The organism is Sphaerochaeta sp. (assembly GCF_050178175.1).
GTDB lineage: Bacteria > Spirochaetota > Spirochaetia > Sphaerochaetales > Sphaerochaetaceae > Sphaerochaeta.
The window spans coordinates 19634-37934 of sequence record NZ_JBFXGH010000011.1 but is presented as its reverse complement, the minus strand read 5'-3'; the positions used below and the strand labels follow the sequence as shown (position 1 = coordinate 37934).

General features: G+C 50.4%; 17 protein-coding genes. 16 read left to right on the top strand and 1 reads right to left on the bottom strand.

Annotation, left to right across the window (positions count from 1 at the left end; all coding sequences use genetic code 11):
• The first annotated feature begins 92 nt into the window (after positions 1–92).
• The 4 genes from AB7S66_RS02520 to AB7S66_RS02505 are packed head-to-tail and all read left to right on the top strand — an operon-like array spanning position 93 to position 3942.
• Positions 93–1124, top strand: a complete 1032-nt coding sequence (locus AB7S66_RS02520) for a DegT/DnrJ/EryC1/StrS family aminotransferase (protein WP_428517799.1) — start codon at positions 93–95, stop codon at positions 1122–1124.
• Between the two features lie 10 nt (positions 1125–1134).
• On the top strand, positions 1135–1998 hold the full coding sequence (locus tag AB7S66_RS02515; protein WP_198891307.1) for an NAD(+)/NADH kinase: 864 nt from the start codon (positions 1135–1137) through the stop codon (positions 1996–1998).
• Positions 1991–3667: a DNA repair protein RecN gene (recN, locus tag AB7S66_RS02510; RefSeq protein WP_428517798.1), complete on the top strand. Its 1677-nt coding sequence runs from the start codon at positions 1991–1993 to the stop codon at positions 3665–3667. Before AB7S66_RS02515 ends, recN begins: the two co-directional genes overlap by 8 nt.
• Positions 3667–3942 (top strand): GNAT family N-acetyltransferase, encoded by a 276-nt coding sequence (locus AB7S66_RS02505; RefSeq protein ID WP_428517797.1) that lies wholly within the window; start codon positions 3667–3669, stop codon positions 3940–3942. Before recN ends, AB7S66_RS02505 begins: the two co-directional genes overlap by 1 nt.
• Here the strand turns inward: AB7S66_RS02505 and AB7S66_RS02500 are convergent.
• Positions 3939–6269 carry a DUF3536 domain-containing protein gene (locus tag AB7S66_RS02500; RefSeq protein WP_428517796.1) on the bottom strand — a complete coding sequence of 777 codons (2331 nt, stop codon included), beginning with the start codon at positions 6267–6269 and terminating at the stop codon, positions 3939–3941. The two genes, AB7S66_RS02505 and AB7S66_RS02500, sit on opposite strands and share 4 nt — an antisense overlap.
• Before the next feature lie 103 nt (positions 6270–6372).
• On the opposite strand from AB7S66_RS02500, the gene deoD reads away from it, so the two are divergent.
• The 12 genes from deoD (at position 6373) to ftsZ (ending at position 18301) form a co-directional block, all read left to right on the top strand.
• Positions 6373–7080 (top strand): purine-nucleoside phosphorylase, encoded by a 708-nt coding sequence (deoD, locus tag AB7S66_RS02495; protein ID WP_428517795.1) that lies wholly within the window; start codon positions 6373–6375, stop codon positions 7078–7080.
• 89 nt (positions 7081–7169) lie between these two features.
• Positions 7170–7901, top strand: coding sequence for a DUF4912 domain-containing protein (locus tag AB7S66_RS02490; protein ID WP_428517794.1), 732 nt, complete (start codon positions 7170–7172; stop codon positions 7899–7901).
• Positions 7901–9496, top strand: coding sequence for a glycoside hydrolase family 57 protein (locus AB7S66_RS02485; protein WP_428517793.1), 1596 nt, complete (start codon positions 7901–7903; stop codon positions 9494–9496). Before AB7S66_RS02490 ends, AB7S66_RS02485 begins: the two co-directional genes overlap by 1 nt.
• Positions 9497–9735: 239 nt before the next feature.
• Positions 9736–10191, top strand: a complete 456-nt coding sequence (gene mraZ, locus AB7S66_RS02480; protein ID WP_428517792.1) for a division/cell wall cluster transcriptional repressor MraZ — start codon at positions 9736–9738, stop codon at positions 10189–10191.
• Positions 10191–11081, top strand: coding sequence for a 16S rRNA (cytosine(1402)-N(4))-methyltransferase RsmH (gene rsmH, locus AB7S66_RS02475; protein ID WP_428517791.1), 891 nt, complete (start codon positions 10191–10193; stop codon positions 11079–11081). The genes mraZ and rsmH overlap by 1 nt, the downstream gene beginning before the upstream one ends.
• Before the next feature lie 12 nt (positions 11082–11093).
• Positions 11094–11438 carry a hypothetical protein gene (locus AB7S66_RS02470; protein ID WP_428517790.1) on the top strand — a complete coding sequence of 115 codons (345 nt, stop codon included), beginning with the start codon at positions 11094–11096 and terminating at the stop codon, positions 11436–11438.
• The gene (locus AB7S66_RS02465) at positions 11435–12832 is read left to right on the top strand and encodes a UDP-N-acetylmuramoyl-tripeptide--D-alanyl-D-alanine ligase (protein WP_428517789.1); all 1398 of its coding nucleotides are present in this window, start codon (positions 11435–11437) and stop codon (positions 12830–12832) included. The genes AB7S66_RS02470 and AB7S66_RS02465 overlap by 4 nt, the downstream gene beginning before the upstream one ends.
• Entirely contained in the window at positions 12825–13760 is a 936-nt protein-coding gene (locus AB7S66_RS02460) for a phospho-N-acetylmuramoyl-pentapeptide-transferase (RefSeq protein WP_428517788.1), read from the top strand. Before AB7S66_RS02465 ends, AB7S66_RS02460 begins: the two co-directional genes overlap by 8 nt.
• Positions 13761–13765: 5 nt before the next feature.
• Entirely contained in the window at positions 13766–15001 is a 1236-nt protein-coding gene (locus AB7S66_RS02455; protein ID WP_428517787.1) for an FtsW/RodA/SpoVE family cell cycle protein, read from the top strand.
• Complete coding sequence (locus AB7S66_RS02450; protein WP_428517786.1) at positions 14998–15753, top strand: cell division protein FtsQ/DivIB; 756 nt, start codon at positions 14998–15000, stop codon at positions 15751–15753. Before AB7S66_RS02455 ends, AB7S66_RS02450 begins: the two co-directional genes overlap by 4 nt.
• Positions 15719–17029 carry a cell division protein FtsA gene (gene ftsA / locus AB7S66_RS02445; protein ID WP_428517785.1) on the top strand — a complete coding sequence of 437 codons (1311 nt, stop codon included), beginning with the start codon at positions 15719–15721 and terminating at the stop codon, positions 17027–17029. Before AB7S66_RS02450 ends, ftsA begins: the two co-directional genes overlap by 35 nt.
• Positions 17030–17056: 27 nt before the next feature.
• On the top strand, positions 17057–18301 hold the full coding sequence (gene ftsZ / locus AB7S66_RS02440) for a cell division protein FtsZ (RefSeq protein WP_428517784.1): 1245 nt from the start codon (positions 17057–17059) through the stop codon (positions 18299–18301).

The following is an 18301-nucleotide window of genomic DNA, read 5'->3' as shown; positions in this document are numbered from 1 at the left end:
CGGAGGGTATTTTTATGAGAGAGGGTTATCCTCCCCATTTCGTACCTTTCAATTGCCAAGGAATCCGGCTATACTTGCCCGAGGAGGAACCTGTGGCTTTGATCCCATTCCATAAACCTACCCTACGCAGGAAAGACATGGATGCAGTATTGCAGACCATGGTGGATGAACGCATTGGGCCGGGTGAACGCAAGAATGAGTTTCTGAAACAGTTTTGTACCTATATTGGAGCCGGAGAAGGGATTGCACTTCGCAGTTATCCCGATGCCTTGCGTGCAGCATTGCTCACGCTCTCTCTTCCCCCAGGGGGAAAAGTAGGGGTGAGTGTACTCTCTCCTTCACTCTACGGTTCAATAGCCAAGGAAATGCAGCTTGAATTGTTACTCGGTGACATAGATGAGGAGAGTGGGTGTCTCAGCCAGGGAGAGGCGTCTCGTCTTGTCGAGGAAGGAGCACAGGCACTCTTGATTCATGAACCAATGTGCCAGATACCGCTGCACGGTGAATTCCGGTCACTTGGAGTTCCTGTCATTGAGGACATCAGCCAAAGCCTTGGCAGTTGCTTTGATGAAGAGAAAGCCGGTGGGTTCGGGGACCTGGTTGTGTGTGCATTGGAAGAGGATGCTGTGGTCAGTGCAGCTGGGGGAGCCGTACTCGCCATCATGCATGGTGATTACCAGAAGACACTCAATGCACTATTCCGTGAATATAGGGAGTATGTGGAACTCCCCGATATGAATGCTGCACTGGGATTGATCCAGCTTTCCAATCTCGATGACCATCTTTCCAAGAGAAGGGAGTTCTATACGCTTTTTTCCAATGCACTTCTCAAGACTGAACACAAGCTGTATGGAATTGGGAACATAGATTTCAAACCCAATGGATATGGGTTTTGCGTTGTCTTGGACTCCAGAGCCGAGGATGCCATCAAATTTGCGAACAAGTATCAGGTTTCCGCACGGAAATCGTTCGCAGACACCTTGGCTAAGAGGTACAGCGACCGATTTGATCTTTTCCCAAAAGCCCTGCCTCCCCATCTCAGAGGAATATCGCTTCCTCTTTACCCATTCCTGAAACAATCAGATACTGAGTTATTGATGAAGGTCATCAGCCACCTACCGTAAGGAGTCACCTATGGAACAGAGACAGGTACGTCATGTATTGATCATTGCAAACTGGAGCAAGAAGACATCCCATACCCTCTCCCAGACAATTGTCGACTACCTCGCGGAGAAGGGAATTGAAAGTAGTGTAAGCAGAACGAACAAGGGAAACGAACCCTTGGTCGTGAATAAGGATACCGACTTGGTCATCTGCCTTGGAGGGGACGGGACGGTACTCTACTGTGCGCGTTACCTCCAGGATTTGGGAATCCCCATCCTTGCCATCAACGTAGGAACCTTCGGTTACATCACGGAGATATCGGTAGAGGAGTGGCAGGAAGCTATTGATTACTTCCTTGAAGGAAAGAACACCATCAGCAGAAGACTGATGATCAGGGTAGGGGTATTCAGGAAAGGCAAGAAGGTATTCACCGCCCATGGATTGAATGAGATGGTGGTTTCCTCCAGTGGTATCAGCAAAGTCGTCAGTCTCTCGCTGCGTATCGGGTCAACCGAGGCGGGATTCTTTCGCTCGGACGGTATGATCATCGCAACCCCGACCGGGTCAACGGGCTACAGCCTTGCAGCCGGAGGCCCCATACTGGATGTGGATCTCACCTCCTTGATCATAACCCCGATTTGCCCATTCACCCTGTCCAACCGCCCCCTGGTGGTAAGCGGGGACTCGACCATCACGCTGACCATTCCAAAAGGACAGAGAACCGGATTGATGCTCTCGGTGGATGGACAACAAAACTTCTGTCTGCAGGAAGATGATATGATTGTTGTGGAGAAATCCCAGAGCAAGGCACTGCTGGTCGCAAGCGAAAGACGTAACTACATAGAAGTATTACGTGATAAACTAAATTGGTCCGGGGGAGGATTGCATGCTTGAGCGGCTTGAAATACACAACTATGCACTGATCGAAGACAGTGTCATCGAGTTTCCTGATGGATTCACGGTGATAACAGGTGAGACCGGCGCAGGAAAGTCAATAATCCTGGGAGCCCTTTCCCTGCTCTTGGGTGAGAAAACCGAAGTACAATCCATCCGAAGCGGACAGGAGAGTGCAACGGTAAGAGCCTCCTTTGCCCTTGATCCTCCCTATCCTCCAAACTTGGCTGCATATCTCGAACGGGAAGGCATTTCCCTTGGCAATGAGAGCCTGATCGTCAGCAGGACCATCAAGAATAATGGACGATCCTCGATATCCTTGCAAGGTCGTCTGTCCAGCCGAACAGAGTTGGCTGCAATCAGCAAGGAACTGCTTGATATCAGTGCACAGAGGGATCACCAGAGTTTGCTCAGCGCGGCTAACCAGCTTGCGGTGCTTGATGTCTATGGGAATTGCGATGAAGAGAGGAGGGCCTACCGCTCTGCATATGAATCATACCTGGGGCTGAAAGATGAACTGGTGAAGAAAAAACAACAGCTTGAACAATCACAGAAGGAAGAGGATTTCCTTCGCTTTGCTGTTGAAGAGATTGCAAGGATAGATCCTAAAGCAGGGGAAGATGAAGAGATAGCTGAGCAGGTAAGGGTGATCGCAAGCTATGAGCAGATCCATGAATCGTTGAGCTCAGCCATCGGAGCCCTGCATGGAGGGGAGGTGGGAACCAGTGCCCTTGCCTCCCTCTCCCTTGCAGGCTCCGAGATTAGCAATGCTGCAAAAGCCGACCAATCCCTGTCCGTGTATGTTTCCCGTCTTGAAAGTGCTGCCATTGAGATCGAAGATATCTATGAAAGTATCCGTGACTACCGCTCATCCATGAGCTACAGTGAGGAAGAGCTCGACAGATTGCAGGGCAGGCTTGCCAGCCTGCAACGGTTGAAGAAGAAATATGGGCACACGCTTGAAGCGGTCTGTTCCTTCTACCAGGAGAGCCAGAGTCGTCTCAATCTTACTGAGGAACAGGAAATCTGGCTAAGCAAACTGGAGAAACAGATTGCTTCTGCAGCGGACCTTGTGACCAGCAAAGCCCTAGTACTCTCACAAAAACGACAGAAGGCTGCACAGAGGCTCTCCTCCCAGGTCGAGCAGAAACTCAGGACACTGGGAATGAAGGAGGCAGCCTTCTCTATCACCTTCACCCAAATCCAACCAGGACCACAGGGAATAGATGAGGTAAGCTATGATATCTGTGCAAACCCCGGGCTGGAAATGCGTTCCATCAAGGATGTAGCCAGTGGAGGGGAACTGTCACGCATCATGCTTGCAGTGAAAACCAGTCTGGCAGAGAGTGATGCCGTTCCGACTCTAATCTTTGATGAGGTTGATGCCGGTATCGGAGGCAGCGTGGCGCTTTCTGTTGCTGACCAGCTGATGAACCTCAGCCGTTCCCATCAGGTCATTGTCATCACCCACCTTGCTTCCATTGCAAGCAAGGCAGATACCCATCTGGTGGTGCACAAGGAGATACGGGACCAGATGAGTTATTCCTTGATCAGAAGGGTGGAAGAGGAAGAACGCCAAAAGGAAATTGCAAGGATGCTCAGTGGTGATGATTCAAGTAGCGAAAGCCTTGGGCATGCAAAGAAGCTACTGCAAACAGGGAGGAGCTGATGGACTATTACAAAGCAGATAATGGATTCGCCTACGGTGAAGAGAAGAAGATTCCCATGGCCAGAATCACCATGCGTTCCCTTGGTGACAAACGAATCGCAATTGACCATACCTATGTCTCTCCCAGCCTGAGGGGACAGGGGATTGCAAGGAAGCTGGTGATGCTTGTCGTAGAACAGGTAAGGAAAGAGGGGAAGCTGATAGTTCCCCTCTGTTCCTATGCCCAGATGGTCCTTGAGGAGGACCCTGAGCTGGTCAAGCTTATTGCCGATTAGTTGATATAGATATCGAAGTTCAATTCCTTCGCCAACGCGTTGATTGAGGCTATGTCCTCTTCCTTCGGTTGTTTTTGCATGCTTACATACGGATAAACTGCATTCTGCAGTGCTGTAAGGTCAGGTTGGAATCCTCTCTCCCTGACAATCTGCAAGAACTCCAGGATGAAACGGATATTGTCCTCATACAGCCCATGTTCCTGGATCTTCTCACCTAGACTGGTCATCTGGGTGTGGAAGATGGTAGCGACCAGATCAATATCCGATTGCTTGCCATACTTCTTGAGGAACTCAAGCATCAAGGCAAAATCCTGTTTGTATTCATCCCATTTATCCAAGCTGCCATACATGAACAGGCTCCTTATGGAACTCAAGGATGCCCCGATCAACTCTTCGTAGAGAGACCCCATTGGTAGATAGGGCACATGCTTTGCCAGTGTGGCATAGTGGAAGATGTTTTTTGACAATTTCCTGAGAGCGCCATAGTCAAGGGAGCATACACTTCTTTCAATCTGGTCGAATAGTTGGTCACGCATGCGCAAGGGAATCTGCATATGCCCGATGTTCGTGGTCTTGACGGTATCACACCCTTGCTCTTGCACTTCCATGAGATACTCGAGCGTGGCTTGTTTGGGGTTTGGGTCACGTGCGGTACAGAGGTATCGCGTCAGTGTTTCTGTATTGGTGATATGAAGCCGTTCAGTATGTTCATCTTCTTCTGTGTATGATTCCAAGTGGAACCATCCATAGGTGTCCTCATAAAACGCTTTCTCGGCGATGCGTCGATTGAGTGCAAAGAAAAGTGCTGCTTCTACCTCACCGGGAAGTGCATTCATGAGTTCCTTGGCGATGGTCTTTCCATTCCCGTCCTGCTTCCTGTTTGCCTTTGCCTTTTCCAGGTCGCCCAGAAGTTGCTCCAGCAGGTCTTTTTTGCTGAACGGATTGTATAGATCGACAGCCATGAGAGCATAGGCGATATTCTGTTTCGGTTCCAACCCTGCCAGGTCATTGAAGAACCAACCACAACTGGTATAGGAGAAATGCTTGTATTTCTGTCCCTCAAGCAACATTGCCAATGTATGTTTTTTCTCAGCATCATCCGTAAATGAAGAGAGGAAGCTGTCCATATCCTTGAGTTGGCTGGCAACCGCGGAGAATGGGTAGAGCAACTCTTTTGGATCAAGGCCCTTGCCCAATATTTTCTGTACTTCATCAGCAAAAATTACATCGATTTCTCTTGAGAGATTATCGAAAGCAAGACGAAGAGGGGTTCTCCATGCTTGGTTCCAGCTCTCTTCACCGCCTGTATGGCAACCACAATCCTTGTACCATCGTGAAACGCCATGACTGCATGACCAACTGGTACCCTTCTTGTCTTCCCCCTCATGCAGGTAAGCCAACTCAGTAGCCGGATGGTCCTTGAGATATGCGGCATAGTTGGTGAATGTGAAGTCATCTCGCTCTTCGACCTTCTTGATCAGGGCTGCGAGAGCCATGTCTCCATAGGGCTCGTGATGGCCGTAGATCTCACCATCGGTAGCGGTATGAATCAAATTGGGTTTCTCATCTTCCCTGATGGCAACCAGCCGTTGGTACAGTGAGTCGGCATCCCTCAGGTAGTGACCGAAGCTGATACCTTCTGCCAGCTGGGGATTATAGAAGAATGCGCTGATGATCTTTCCCTTGGCTCCCTGCAGGAGAAAGGGTCGGTCGTATGGGGCTGCTCTGCCTTCCAGTTCAATTCGCCCCTTCTTCTTATCCTCGATTGCCTTGCATTGCCAAGGGGAGAGGATGACGTATGAAACACCTTCTTCAGCAAGGATATCGATGACCATTGGGTTGATTGCTGTCTCAGGAAGCCAGATCCCATCAGCCTTCCTGGAGAACCTTCTTGAAAAGTCCTCCAGCCCCCAACGAATCTGGACTCTTGCGTCCTCTTCTGTGCATAGGGGGAGAATGGTATGGTTGTACGCTTGGGCGATGGCATTGCCAAAGCCGAGACGTTCTTTGCTTAATCTGTCGGCTTCCAGGATGAGCTGATAGGTATTCTGATGATACTTTTCCATCCAGCTGAGCAGGGTAGGCCCGAAATTGAAGCTCAGGTACGTATAGTTGTTGGTCAGGCTGAGGATTCTCCTGACCCCTGAAAGATATCGAGAGAGGCTGTTTGCCTTGTAGCAATCTGCATGTATGCGTTCATTCCAGTCTGGGAACGGACTAGCAGTAAGCTGTTTCCCGATGAGTCCCGTCTGTGGGTTTTCTCTTGGCGGTTGATAGAAATGTCCGTGAAGGATCAGGGATGTCTTGTCCGGTTTGTTTGTTTTCATATAGCCCGCCCAGTATATCATAATACCGAGAGGGCGGGCTACCGGTTGGCGCCCTATCTTGCACATTGTTGCATTCTGGTGAATGATACGGTAGGAGGAAACCATGAGTATTCATATTGTTTCAGATAAAAACAGCATTGCCGATACCGTTTTGTTGCCTGGGGATCCACTGAGAGCAAAGCATATTGCACAAACATACCTCACCGATGTGGTGCAGTACAACGAGATTCGTGGAATGTATGGATTCACTGGTCTGTACCATGGAAACCGTGTCTCTGTACAGGGCACAGGAATGGGCATGCCTTCATTTTCCATCTATGCCCAGGAGTTGATAGACAGCTATGGGGCCAAACGCCTGGTACGTGTGGGTACCTGTGGAACCATGAGTGAGTCACTCAAGCTCAAGCATGTTCTGATTGTCCAGGGAGCAGACTCTGACAGCGGGATGAACGTGAACCGTTTCGGAACCTACCAATTTGCGCCAACTGCGACCTTCCCCTTGCTCATGCGTGCCTATGAGAATGCAAAGTCGATGGGTATCGGGTATGCTGTGGGGAATGTCTTCACCAGTGACCAGTTCTATGACATGAAGGGTGATGAGAAAAAGGCAATTGCACAGTCAGTGGGAACAATGGCAGTCGATATGGAGACGTGTGAACTCTATACCTTGGCCCATCTCAAGGGCATCGAGGCCCTGACATTGCTTACCGTAAGTGACTCCCTGCTTACCGGTGAACAGGTTTCTCCAAAAGAGAGGCAGACAACCTTCGACTCGATGGTTGACCTTGCCTTGCAAACCCTCTTCGGCTAAGGGGAAAAGAGCCATTGGTTGACTAAGCGCTGTGATTCTTTTACGATTGCGTAGAAGAACATCCGTCAGGATACTTTTTGGGAGTAAGCATGATTCTTATCAACATTGATTCCTTGTCTACTACCGAGTTGCAATATATCGCCCAACAGGAATGTTTGAAAGATTGGCAGACACTCGATCGGGAGGAGCTCATCGATGCCTTGGAGGAAGCCTTCGGCGAACAAGACGATGAAGTCTCTTCGGCACAGAAGGGGAAAATCCATAGAAACAGGTTTTGCAACTCCCTTACCGACTACCGGGGGGATAAGCAGAATCTGAGTGATCTCCCTGGCGTTGAACAGTTGCCTGAATCCTATATGGATACATCCATCCATCTCCTGCTCCGTGACCCTCAATGGGCCTATGCCTATTGGTCCCTGTCACCATCTTCCCTTCAAATGGTTTTCGGGGAGGATGGACAAGCTCCCAGCAGCTTGTTCCTTCGGGTTCAGGAAACAAGGATTGAGAGCGGGGAAGTATTGTCCTTTGATATCTCAATAGAACGTGAGGATACCCAGTGGAATATCAACCTGCCCGATATGGGTTCTTCGTATCTGGTTGATCTTTGCTGGCGTGACTGCAAGGGTAATGAGATGTCCCTGGCACAGAGCAAGCGTGTCGAAACCTATCCTGCCTACTGGCAGAAGCATAGTGAAGAGTTGGTGGGAGACTACTCCTCCTTCCTGGCAAACTTCTCCTCCCTGGTAACAAAGGAAGGGGAGATTGTTGATAATCCAGTGATCAGGGATCTCGCACAGACCCTGAGCAAGGGGGTATTGTAATGGCTAAACCATCAATCGCATTCATCCTGAACGCACATCTCCCTTTTGTCAGACACCCTGAATACCCTCGATTCCTTGAGGAAGATTGGCTCTTTGAATCCATCAGTGAGAGTTATCTTCCCCTGCTGAGGATGTTCAACAGACTTGTCCAAGACAAGATTCCTTTCAGGATGACCATAAGCCTCTCTCCCACGCTTTGTTGCATGCTCACCGATCCTGTACTCCAGGAACGGTTCCTTGAGTATCTTGAACGGCATATTGAGCTGGGGGAAAAGGAGGTTGCACGCTGTACGAAGGAACAACCGGAGTTCCTCGAGATGGCTCAGTTCTACCTGGACCAGGCACGTGAGAACCTTGGAGATTTCCAGGACCGATATCGTGGCAATATCCTCGATGGTTTCAAGGCACTGGAGATGAGTGGTCACCTGGAACTTGCAACCACCGCTGCAACCCACGCATACCTCCCGCTGTACAAGGATTATCCAACTGCGATCAATGCGCAGGTAGAGCTGGGGGTGCAGTCCTTTCTTACTACCTTCGGCCATCTCCCCAAGGGATTCTGGTTGCCTGAATGTGGATATTATCCCGGCCTGGAGGAATCATTGAAGTATCATGGTATCTCATGGTTCCAGACAGCCAGCCAGTCCATGTTGCTCTCACCTGACAAGGTAGAGTATGGTACCTATCGTCCTGTACAGACCCCTAGCGGAGTGGCTGCCTTCCCGAGGGATTTCCAGACTACCAGTCTGGTTTGGTCCAACGCCTCTGGCTATCCTACCGATCGTCACTATCGTGAGTTCTACCGCGATATCGGTTATGATCTACCGATGGAATACATCAGGCCCTATATCCATGAACCCTCGGTACGGGTGTTCACCGGGTACAAGTACTGGGCGATTACCGGGCAGACCGACCAGAAAGTTCCCTATCGTCGGGATCTTGCCCAGAAGCGTGTGGCAGATCATGCAAGGAATTTCCTGTACAACGTCAACCACAAGGCCAAGACCCTGGATGGTGTGCTGGACAAGGACCCTGTTTTCACCCTGGGATATGACGCTGAGTTGTTCGGCCACTGGTGGTTTGAAGGCATCGATTGGATTGAACAGGTGTTCCGCCAGAATGCGGAACTTGCACAGCAAACTGCCTTTCTCTCTCCCTCTTCCTTCCTGGAACGGGAGAAAGACACATTGCAGAAGGTCCGACCTGCCTTCTCCTCATGGGGACAAGGTGGCTATAGTGCAGTATGGCTTGATGGTTCAAATGCTTGGACCTACCGGCATATCCATAAGGCTATTGAGAGGATGGAGGAACTTGCCGTTCGGTTCAATGACCAGATCAGCCTGAAGCAGAGATTCCTTAATCAGGCTGCACGGGAGGTGTTGCTCTCCATGGCAAGTGACTGGCCGTTCATCCTGTTCAACAAGAGCAGTACTGAATATGCTCAGAAACGAATTGGGGACCACCTGAGGAACTTTAATGTTGTCTATGGGAATATGTGCAAAAATGCCGTGAACACAGAGTGGTTGGTCAAGGCAGAAAAACGGGATATTCTCTTCAGCGACATCGATTACAACATATTCAATCCTGAACGATAACTTCGAATTATGCATTTCCGGGTCCCCTTCCTTTTTGGAGGGGGAATTTTTCTGTATCCGGACAAAAATCCCAAAATATCGCTAAACAGTCTACGCTTGTTAAGCAGTGAGTGACATTTTTACCCATCATACCGGTGGAAAGATGGAAAAGCTCGGTTGTGTTGTGGTGGTAAGAAGTGTACATTTATGGATGTAAGTGGGAAGAAATCCCAAAAATGAAAAAGGTGAGGAGCCTGGTCATGTTGACTGGTGAGTTTTACAACACCATTGACGACAAGGGTCGTATACTCATCCCTTCCCGATTGCGGAGTGCATTGGAAGGGGATGCCCTCTATGTGACCAGAGGTCTGGAGAACTGTCTCTGGCTGATGCTCCCCGACGATTTTGAGAAACTCAAGAACACGATCATGAACGGTCCCGGTGCAATGTTCGACCGGAAGCTCAGGATTCTGCAACGCGGCATGATAGCTCCGGCGCAGTTGTGTGAGTTCGACAAGGTTGGGAGAATCAATATCCCTCAGAGCCTCAGGGAAAGTGTCTCCCTTGCCGCCAAAGAGGAGTCGGTACTCCTTGGCACCGGCAATTATCTGGAGCTCTGGAACCGTAGTGCCTATGAGCAATACCTGCATGCAAGTATGGACGAGTTCCTTGATGCTGCACAATCGCTCAGTGAAATGATCAGGGAGGACTCCTGATGGAGTATGTTCACTACTCGGTAATGACACAAGAAATCCTCGAGTACTTGGTACCACCAGATGATCGGCCGGCAAAGATGGTCGACTGTACCTGTGGAGAAGGCGGGCATACGTTCCTATTTCTCTCCAAATACCCAAGCCTGGAAGTAATAGGGCTGGATCGTGACCGTGAAATCCAGGAGAAAGCAATCAAGCGAATGGAACCCTTTGGAGAACGTTTTACCCCTAGGAATATCTGGTTTGATGATTTCTTCTCTGAATATGGGCAGCAGGATCTGGATCTGGTCCTCTTTGACCTGGGTATTTCCAGCTTTCACTTTGAAGAGTCCGAACGCGGTTTCTCATTCAGGAAGGGTGAAGAGCTCGATATGAGACTGGACAAGGATGCCCCCATCAGTGCCCAGGATGTGGTGAACGGCTACCAGGAAAAACGTCTGGCTGATGTAATCTATCAATTTGGCGAGGAACGATATTCCCGTCGTATTGCCCGGGCAATCGTAGAGGCACGGAAGACCCATAGGATAACCGGTAGTGAGGAACTGGCTTCCATCATATACAAATCAGTTCCCCCCAACTACCGCCATGGAAGGATTCATCCAGCTACCAGGAGCTTCCAGGCTATCCGTATCGAGGTGAACAGGGAGCTGGATAGAATTGAACCGGCACTCAAAGGTGCCGTACGGGCCTTGAGGAGTGGAGGAAGACTTGCAGTCATAAGCTTCCATTCATTGGAGGACCGGCCGGTGAAGTGGCTGTTCAAGGGAATGGCAGAGGGGAGTGAGGCAACCATAAGGATCCTTACGAAAAAACCCCTGATACCCAGTGAGCAAGAAGTAAGGGAAAACCCAGCAAGCAGGAGCGCAAAACTGAGAATCATCGAAAAGCTGTAAAGGAGGCGATCTATGGTACATGACTGGTACACAGTGGAGATTGACAGGCAGCCGCATGCAAAACCGCGCTACGCTGAGCGCCTCCAGCATGTAATGATTCTGGTCATGCTGATTCTCCTGATGGTTGCAATCTTCCTGCCGCTCTGGCAGCGGGGGATCAATCGCTCGCTTGAAGTGGAATATCTGACTCTCTTGGAGAATCGCCAGGCATTGGAAGAGGAACAGCAGGTCCTGCGTGCCAGCATTTCCTCACTCAGTATGCCCGAGTCGTTGGCTGACGGCGCCTGGAGAGAGGGAATTGTATTCCAACCAATCAAGGCCGTGGCAGTGCTCCCCATCCCAAGGAGTAGCCGATGAACACATACCAACATGTAGACCGGTTCTCCTTTACTCCTTCTTCCATTGCCCCCCTTTGTCAGGCAACATGCATCAGGGGTGGTTCCATGCGCATTGTTGATGTGCAGATTGACAGCAGGCTCTGTGGAAAGGGAAGCCTGTTCTTTGCCTTGAAAGGGGAACGTACCGACGGTTTTGTGTACATCAAGTCAGTATCCGATAAAGGGGTTGCTGCAGTTGTAGTGCCTACTGAACGTGTACAGGAAGCCTTGCGCTCATGCGACTGTGCAATTCTGGCCAGTGATGACGTCCTTGCCAGTCTGCATGCACTATCCCGTTCCTACCTCTCCTTGTTTCCCCAACTGAAAACAGTGGGCATCACCGGCAGTTGTGGGAAGAGCACCACCAAGGAAGCTGTTGCATGCATTGCAGGGCAACTCGGCCCGACAGCAAAGACCCCTGGGAACCTCAACAGTGAGTATGGGCTTCCCCTAAGCATTTTTACTTTGGAGAAGCAAAGCCGCTATGGGATATTCGAGATGGGTATCGATCATGTCGGGGAGATGGATAGAATGGTTTCAATCCTCAAACCTGATATTGCACTTCTCACGAATATTGGGATTTCCCATCTTGAGAAATTTGGGAGCCAGGAGATAATCGCCCAGGAGAAGGCCAAGATTTTCCATCCAGGGATGGAAGCAGGGTTTGTCAGTCGTTCCTGCAAACATCTGCCGAACATTGAGAAACAAGCCCCAAGAACACTGCATCGCTATGATGGGGAAGCAGTGAAGGCTGTTGACCTGGGGTTGGAAGGCTGGTTGGTGACCTATGAAGGGGAAACCTTCCAGATCAGGGCAGTGGGCAAACATATGCTCGAAGATGTCTTTGGTGCCATTGCCGTAGGGGCCTATCTTGGGGCAAGTCCGAGGGAAATAGCCCAAGCACTGGAGGGATTCACCCCGATGCAGGGAAGAAGCTCGGTATACCGTAGTGATATCACCATCATCGATGACTCCTACAATGCCAGCCTGGATTCAACCAGGAGCATTCTCTCCTATATTTCCAGCCTTCGATGGGAGGGGGAGAAGAAGGTTGTGCTTGGTCCTATGAAAGAACTGGGGAACCAGTCCCGTACTGCACATCGCTCGGTTGCGAATCTGCTTGCAAGATGTTCTTTTGGCAGGGCTTACCTCTACGGAAGTGAAATGAAAGAAGCGGCAAGCCAGCTCAGACGTCAGGGATATGCAGGGAAAGTCTCATTTACTGAGAACTTCGAGGAGTTGGAACATACAGTTGAGAGGCAGAGCAATCGGGGTGACCTGTTCTTGCTCAAGGCCTCACGCTCAGTTGGTATGGAACGGCTTGTTCCTTCACTTACTGAATATGCGGCAAGGAGGCCGATGAGGTATGCCTGATAGGTTGCTGCTCCTGTTTGTACTCTCCTTTGTCGTAACCTTCGTTATCTCGAAGGTTCTGTTGTCTTTTGTAAAACAGAGCGACATTGCAGTAAAACCGGAGCTGATGGCCTTCCAGAAGCAAAAGGCAGGGACTCCAGTCCTCGGTGGCTTGGCCTTCACCTTGGGGACCTTGTCGGTTTCCCTCTTTGACCCTTCACTCTCCAATCCACAGGTGTTGTTTCCCTTGCTTGCCTTGGTCATATTTGCAGGTATCGGTTTCCTGGATGACCATATGAAGAGCAAACACTCCAATGGCGATGGCTTGCCATCGGTAGTGAAACTGTTGTTGCAGATGCAGGGAGCCCTCTTGCTTCTGGCCCTGGCCAAGGCACAGAACCTGCTCATTACCCATATTGATCTGGTGGTATTCCACCTTGATCTGGGTATTGGCTACTACTTGTTTGCCCTGCTGTACATTCTTTATTTCGTGAATGCAGTGAATATTACCGATGGACTTGATGCACTGGCTGCAGGAAGCAGCATCCCAATGCTTCTCTTGCTGGTGATGCTTTCCTTGAAGACGGGAAGGATAGCCTCCAGTGCATTGCTCGGTTCCTTGCTTGCCTTCCTTTTCCTTAATCTTCCTCCTGCCCGTTATTTCATGGGGGACTGTGGCAGCCATGCGCTTGGGGCATATATTGCAATGTCAGCTCTGCTGATGGGCTCGGAGCTGGTATTGTTTCTTGCCAGCGGTTTATTCCTGCTTGAACTGGCATCAAGCCTGATTCAGATCATTTCCATCAGACGGTTCGGCCGAAAGGTATTTACCATTGCACCACTGCACCATGCATATGAACTCAAGGGAGTGAAAGAGAGCCGCATAGTGGTTGCTTTCACCTTGGTATCCTGGTTGTTTGCAGCAGTCTCATTGCTGATCAGTAGGTGAATGCCATGGATATACGAAGGGATTTTGATGACTGGCGGCAAAAAGAGGAACCACTGGAGGAAGAAGGAAGGAACCTGAGTGCCTTCACCTTCCTTTGCATCGTGATCCTTATCACCTCTCTCGGGCTGATCATGCTCTACAGCGCCTCATACAATGAGGCCTTGGTACACGGGCTTCCTCATCACTATTTCTTTACAAGACAGCTGATGTTCGTAGCGTTGGCAGCGGTTGGCTGGTTTGTCATCCGTTATATACCCATTCGCTGGATAGAGCATATTTCCTATTTTGCATTGGGCGTCTCCATGATTCTCCTATTGATGACCCTCTTCAGTCCCTTTGGGCAGGAGCGTCTGGGTTCCAAGCGTTGGTTGCAGATTGGGCCCTTTCCATCCTTCCAGCCTTCAGAGTTTGCAAAGGTGGGCATCATTCTTTTCTTTTCCGCCTACCATAGGAAGGACCGTAGCGATCAATCCATGATTCTTCGTCATGGACTGCCCATAGTGATCAGCTTGGTGATTACCTTGCTGATCTTTCTCCAGCGGGACTACTCTTCAGCAATCCTGTTCCTGCTTATCTGTTTTGCCATGTTGATCGCCAGTGGGTTCAGGATTCTTCACATGGTCATTCTCCTTGCATTCCTGGTTCCCCCAGCGATTGTTGCGATGTTCAGTCAATCCTACCGCGTCAAACGAATTGTCTCTTTCCTGTTTCCATCCCTCGATCCTAGTGGGATGAGTTATCAGGTAAGTACCGGGTTGAAGGCAATCTCTTCAGGTGGGTTGTTTGGGGTAGGTCTTGGGAATGGGTCGTACAAGCTTGGGCTTCTGCCTGAAGTCCAGAGTGACTTCATATTTGCCTCGGTTTGCGAGGAGTTGGGACTTGTGGGTGGCGCTTTCATTCTTGTACTCTTTCTCATGTTTGGGATTCTTGGATACCATGCAAGTCGAAGGATGCAGGACAGGGATCGTTTTCTCAGCTTGATGGCCTTCGGCCTGACCAGTATGGTGCTATTCCAAGCTATCCTGAATCTTGGAGTGGTAACTGCATTGTTGCCGCCCACTGGGATTCCTCTACCGTTCTTCAGCCAAGGGGGAACCAATATCCTGGTGGTATTGCTCAGTTGTGCGATGCTGTACCGAATTCTGCTGATCAGCAGTGGCCGGATACCACTGTACAAGAGTTCCTTGGGCAAAGAGGAGCGGGCAGCGATCCATTTTCCCTCCAAAGGGGGCATTGAATGAGACGCATACCGATTGGGGTGAAGTTGACCGCTATGATTCTCCCCTTGGTTGTTTTCCTGGTATTCATTGCACTGCGCACAGTTCCGCAGTTCAAGATCACCACGATCAAGGTTGTTGCAGAAAGTGGGAAGGAGAGGATTCCCGCTTCACTCAAGGAACACCTGGCAACCTACATGGGACTCTCTCTTTTTGAACTGAATTTCAGTCGTCTCGAGCGGGAGTTGGGCTCATATCCGACAATCAAATCCCTGGAGCTTAAAAGAGTCTTACCTTCCTCTCTGGAAGCAACCATCTCCTTGGTGGAAAGTCCTGTCCTGGTACAGACCACTGATGGGTTAGAGACCTATCTGGTTGAGGGGAATGCGTTGGTGGGATTGCCTGCCGAGGATGTTGATGCATGGAAACAGGAGATGGTTACCATCCTGATACCACCGTCCTATGCACAGATGCTCAGAGCATATGGACTTGACCGCTCATTTCATCAGGTTATGGAATTGGCAAATTCCCTTGGGGAGAAAACTACCTTGATAACAAGTATAAAATACGATAATAATAGTAGTAACAGCTTTGGAAAGATGGTTTTGGGAATCTCCTCTCTCAATGCCCAGATTTGGGTGAGAGAGCCTGTAGGGACGGCCCAGATACAAGCGGCCGTAGCACTGGCCCAACAGGACCAGAAGGATACACTCTCCTTCCTCAGCTCGGAAGACAAGCGTTATGACCTCTATCGAGAGGGGTTGGTGCGCAGGTAATGAGACCGACCAGAAGGGGGTTGCGGTAATGGCTGGTGATAAGATGTTGATGGGACTGGATATAGGCTCAAGCCGAACACGATGTGTTATCGGCTCGGTGAGCCGGGATGGCCAGTTGATGGTAGACAGCATCTGTGAGCACTCCAGTGAAGGAGTTCGAGCCGGTTCCATCGTTAATATTGAGCAGACCTTGAAGACCATCCAAACGGTGATCAACGAAGCGGAGCTCCAGGCAGGAGCTGAGATGAGTGAGGTCATCATCGGAATCGGTGGGGAGAATATTGTGGGTATCCCCAGTACCGGGGTGGTCGGGATCAACAGCAAGGACCAGGAAATAAAAAGAGAAGATATTTTTCGCAGTCTTGAGGTCGCCAGGGCGTTCGAACTGCCCCAGGACCGAGAGATTCTCCACACCTTGGTCCAGGACTTCCAGATTGATGGGCAGATGGGTATCAAGGATCCCATCGATATGCTTGGGCATCGGCTCGAGAGCCGAGTGCTGATCGTGACTGCTTCTTCTGCAATTTGCCAGAATGAGCGAAAGTGCATCCAACGATCTGGTTTGAGCGTACAGAGAATGGTATTGCAGAGCCTTGCTGATGCTGAGGTAGTCCTCAGCGGTGAGGAAAAAGAGATGGGCACAATCCTTATCAATATCGGCAGTGGTATCACGAATATGATAGCTTATACCAATGGGGCCCCTGTCTATACTGGTGGGGTCAACCTTGGAGGTGATGCGGTTACCAATGATATTGCCTACATTCTGAACAAGACGCGGGGAACAGCAGAGCAGATAAAGTGTGAAAGTGGTCACAGTTATGTACCTTCTGTCAGTAGTGAGGATATGATACTCATTCCCCAGGTGGGAGGCCTTCCTCCCATCAAGATGCCGAAGAAGGAGCTCAGCAAGGTCATTGAACCAAGGATGGCTGAAATCTTCAGTAGATTGCAGAGTGACTTGGAAAAGGCCCAGGTGCACGGTTCCTTTGGTGGTGGGGTGGTATTGGTAGGGGGAGGGGCCCTGCTTAGCGGGGTCACCGAACTGGCAAGTGAGATTTTCCAGCTTCCTGCGCGCCTCGGATTCCCTGAGGCTATTGGGGGGTTGGATCGGAGTTATATCAGCCCCCAGTACACGACGGTGCTTGGCTTGATGAAGAGTGAAGCCCGTAGGGTACGGGATACTTCTGCCGGAACACGTTCACGCAAGGAGCGGACGCGTCGCAAGGAAGATGGGGCAGTCTCAAAGCTCCGAGGTTTTTTCAGGACACTGTTTTAATCGTGCCGAATGGCGAAGGAATAGAGTATGGATTTTGGAATGTTTGAAGTTGAGGATATGGTTCAGGATGAACAAACCACTGCCACGGTCATCAAGGTGCTCGGGGTAGGAGGTGCTGGGGGAAATGCGGTTAATCGTATGATTGCCAGTGGCCTGAAAAAGGTGCAGTTCGTTACCATGAACACCGATATGCAGGCCTTACAGCGATCCAACGCACAAGTCCGTCTTCCCATCGGCAAGGAGTTGACAGGAGGTCTCGGTGCAGGAGGTGTTCCTGAGGTGGGCGAGAAAGCCGCCCAGGAAAGCAAGGAAGACATCCGCCGCGAGATTGAGAATGCCGATATGGTCTTCATTACCGCCGGCATGGGAGGCGGTACCGGTACCGGTGCTGCCCCTATTGTTGCTGAGATTGCCAAGAGCTGCAATGCCCTCACCGTTGCGGTGGTAACCACCCCGTTCGCTTTCGAGGGAAAGAAGAAATTGCTGTTGGCACAGGCAGGTATTGAGAAGTTGCGCAAGCAGGTGGATACCCTGATCATCATCCCCAACCAATACTTGCTGAAGGTGGTGGAGAACAATACCCCTATCAAGCAAGCATTCCTGATGGCGGATGAAGTCTTGTATATGGGTGTACAGGGAATCAGTGAGCTGATCACCGAACCAGGTGAGATCAACATTGACTTTGCAGATGTCAGGACTGTCATGAAAGGCAAGGGGGATGCGCTCATGGGCATTGGGTTTGGTGAAGGGGCGAATCGTGCAGTCGATGCTGCCCGCCAGGCCATCAACAACCCCCTCCTGGAAAATGCCAGTATAGAGGGGGCCAAGAGTGTCCTGGTCAATCTCTCGGGTAGCGACAACCTTACCCTCCAGGAGTACCAGGATGTCGTTGAGTTGGTAACCGATAAGTGCAGTGATGATGCCCTGATCATCGCAGGTCAGGCTTTCAATCCCGAACTGGGTGACCGTATCAAGGTCACAGTGGTGGCTACTGGCTTTGAACGGAAGGAAGAGGTCGTTGGTGCTGAGGTGCCCGAGATGGATATGGTCAAGCGTCACTATGCCGCTGCAAAGGTTGATGGGAAGAGGCAGGAAGAAGAAGCCCCTGCAGCAAGAAACACCCAGGAGGACGAGGAACCAATCCCTGCAATCCAGGTCAATCGTTGGCAGGACCTGCAGAAACAGCTGGGCAAGGGGCCGGGTAGTAATTCCAACGACTATACCATCCCTGCCGTACTGAGGTACTCCAGGAATAAAGCAGAAGAGAAATAA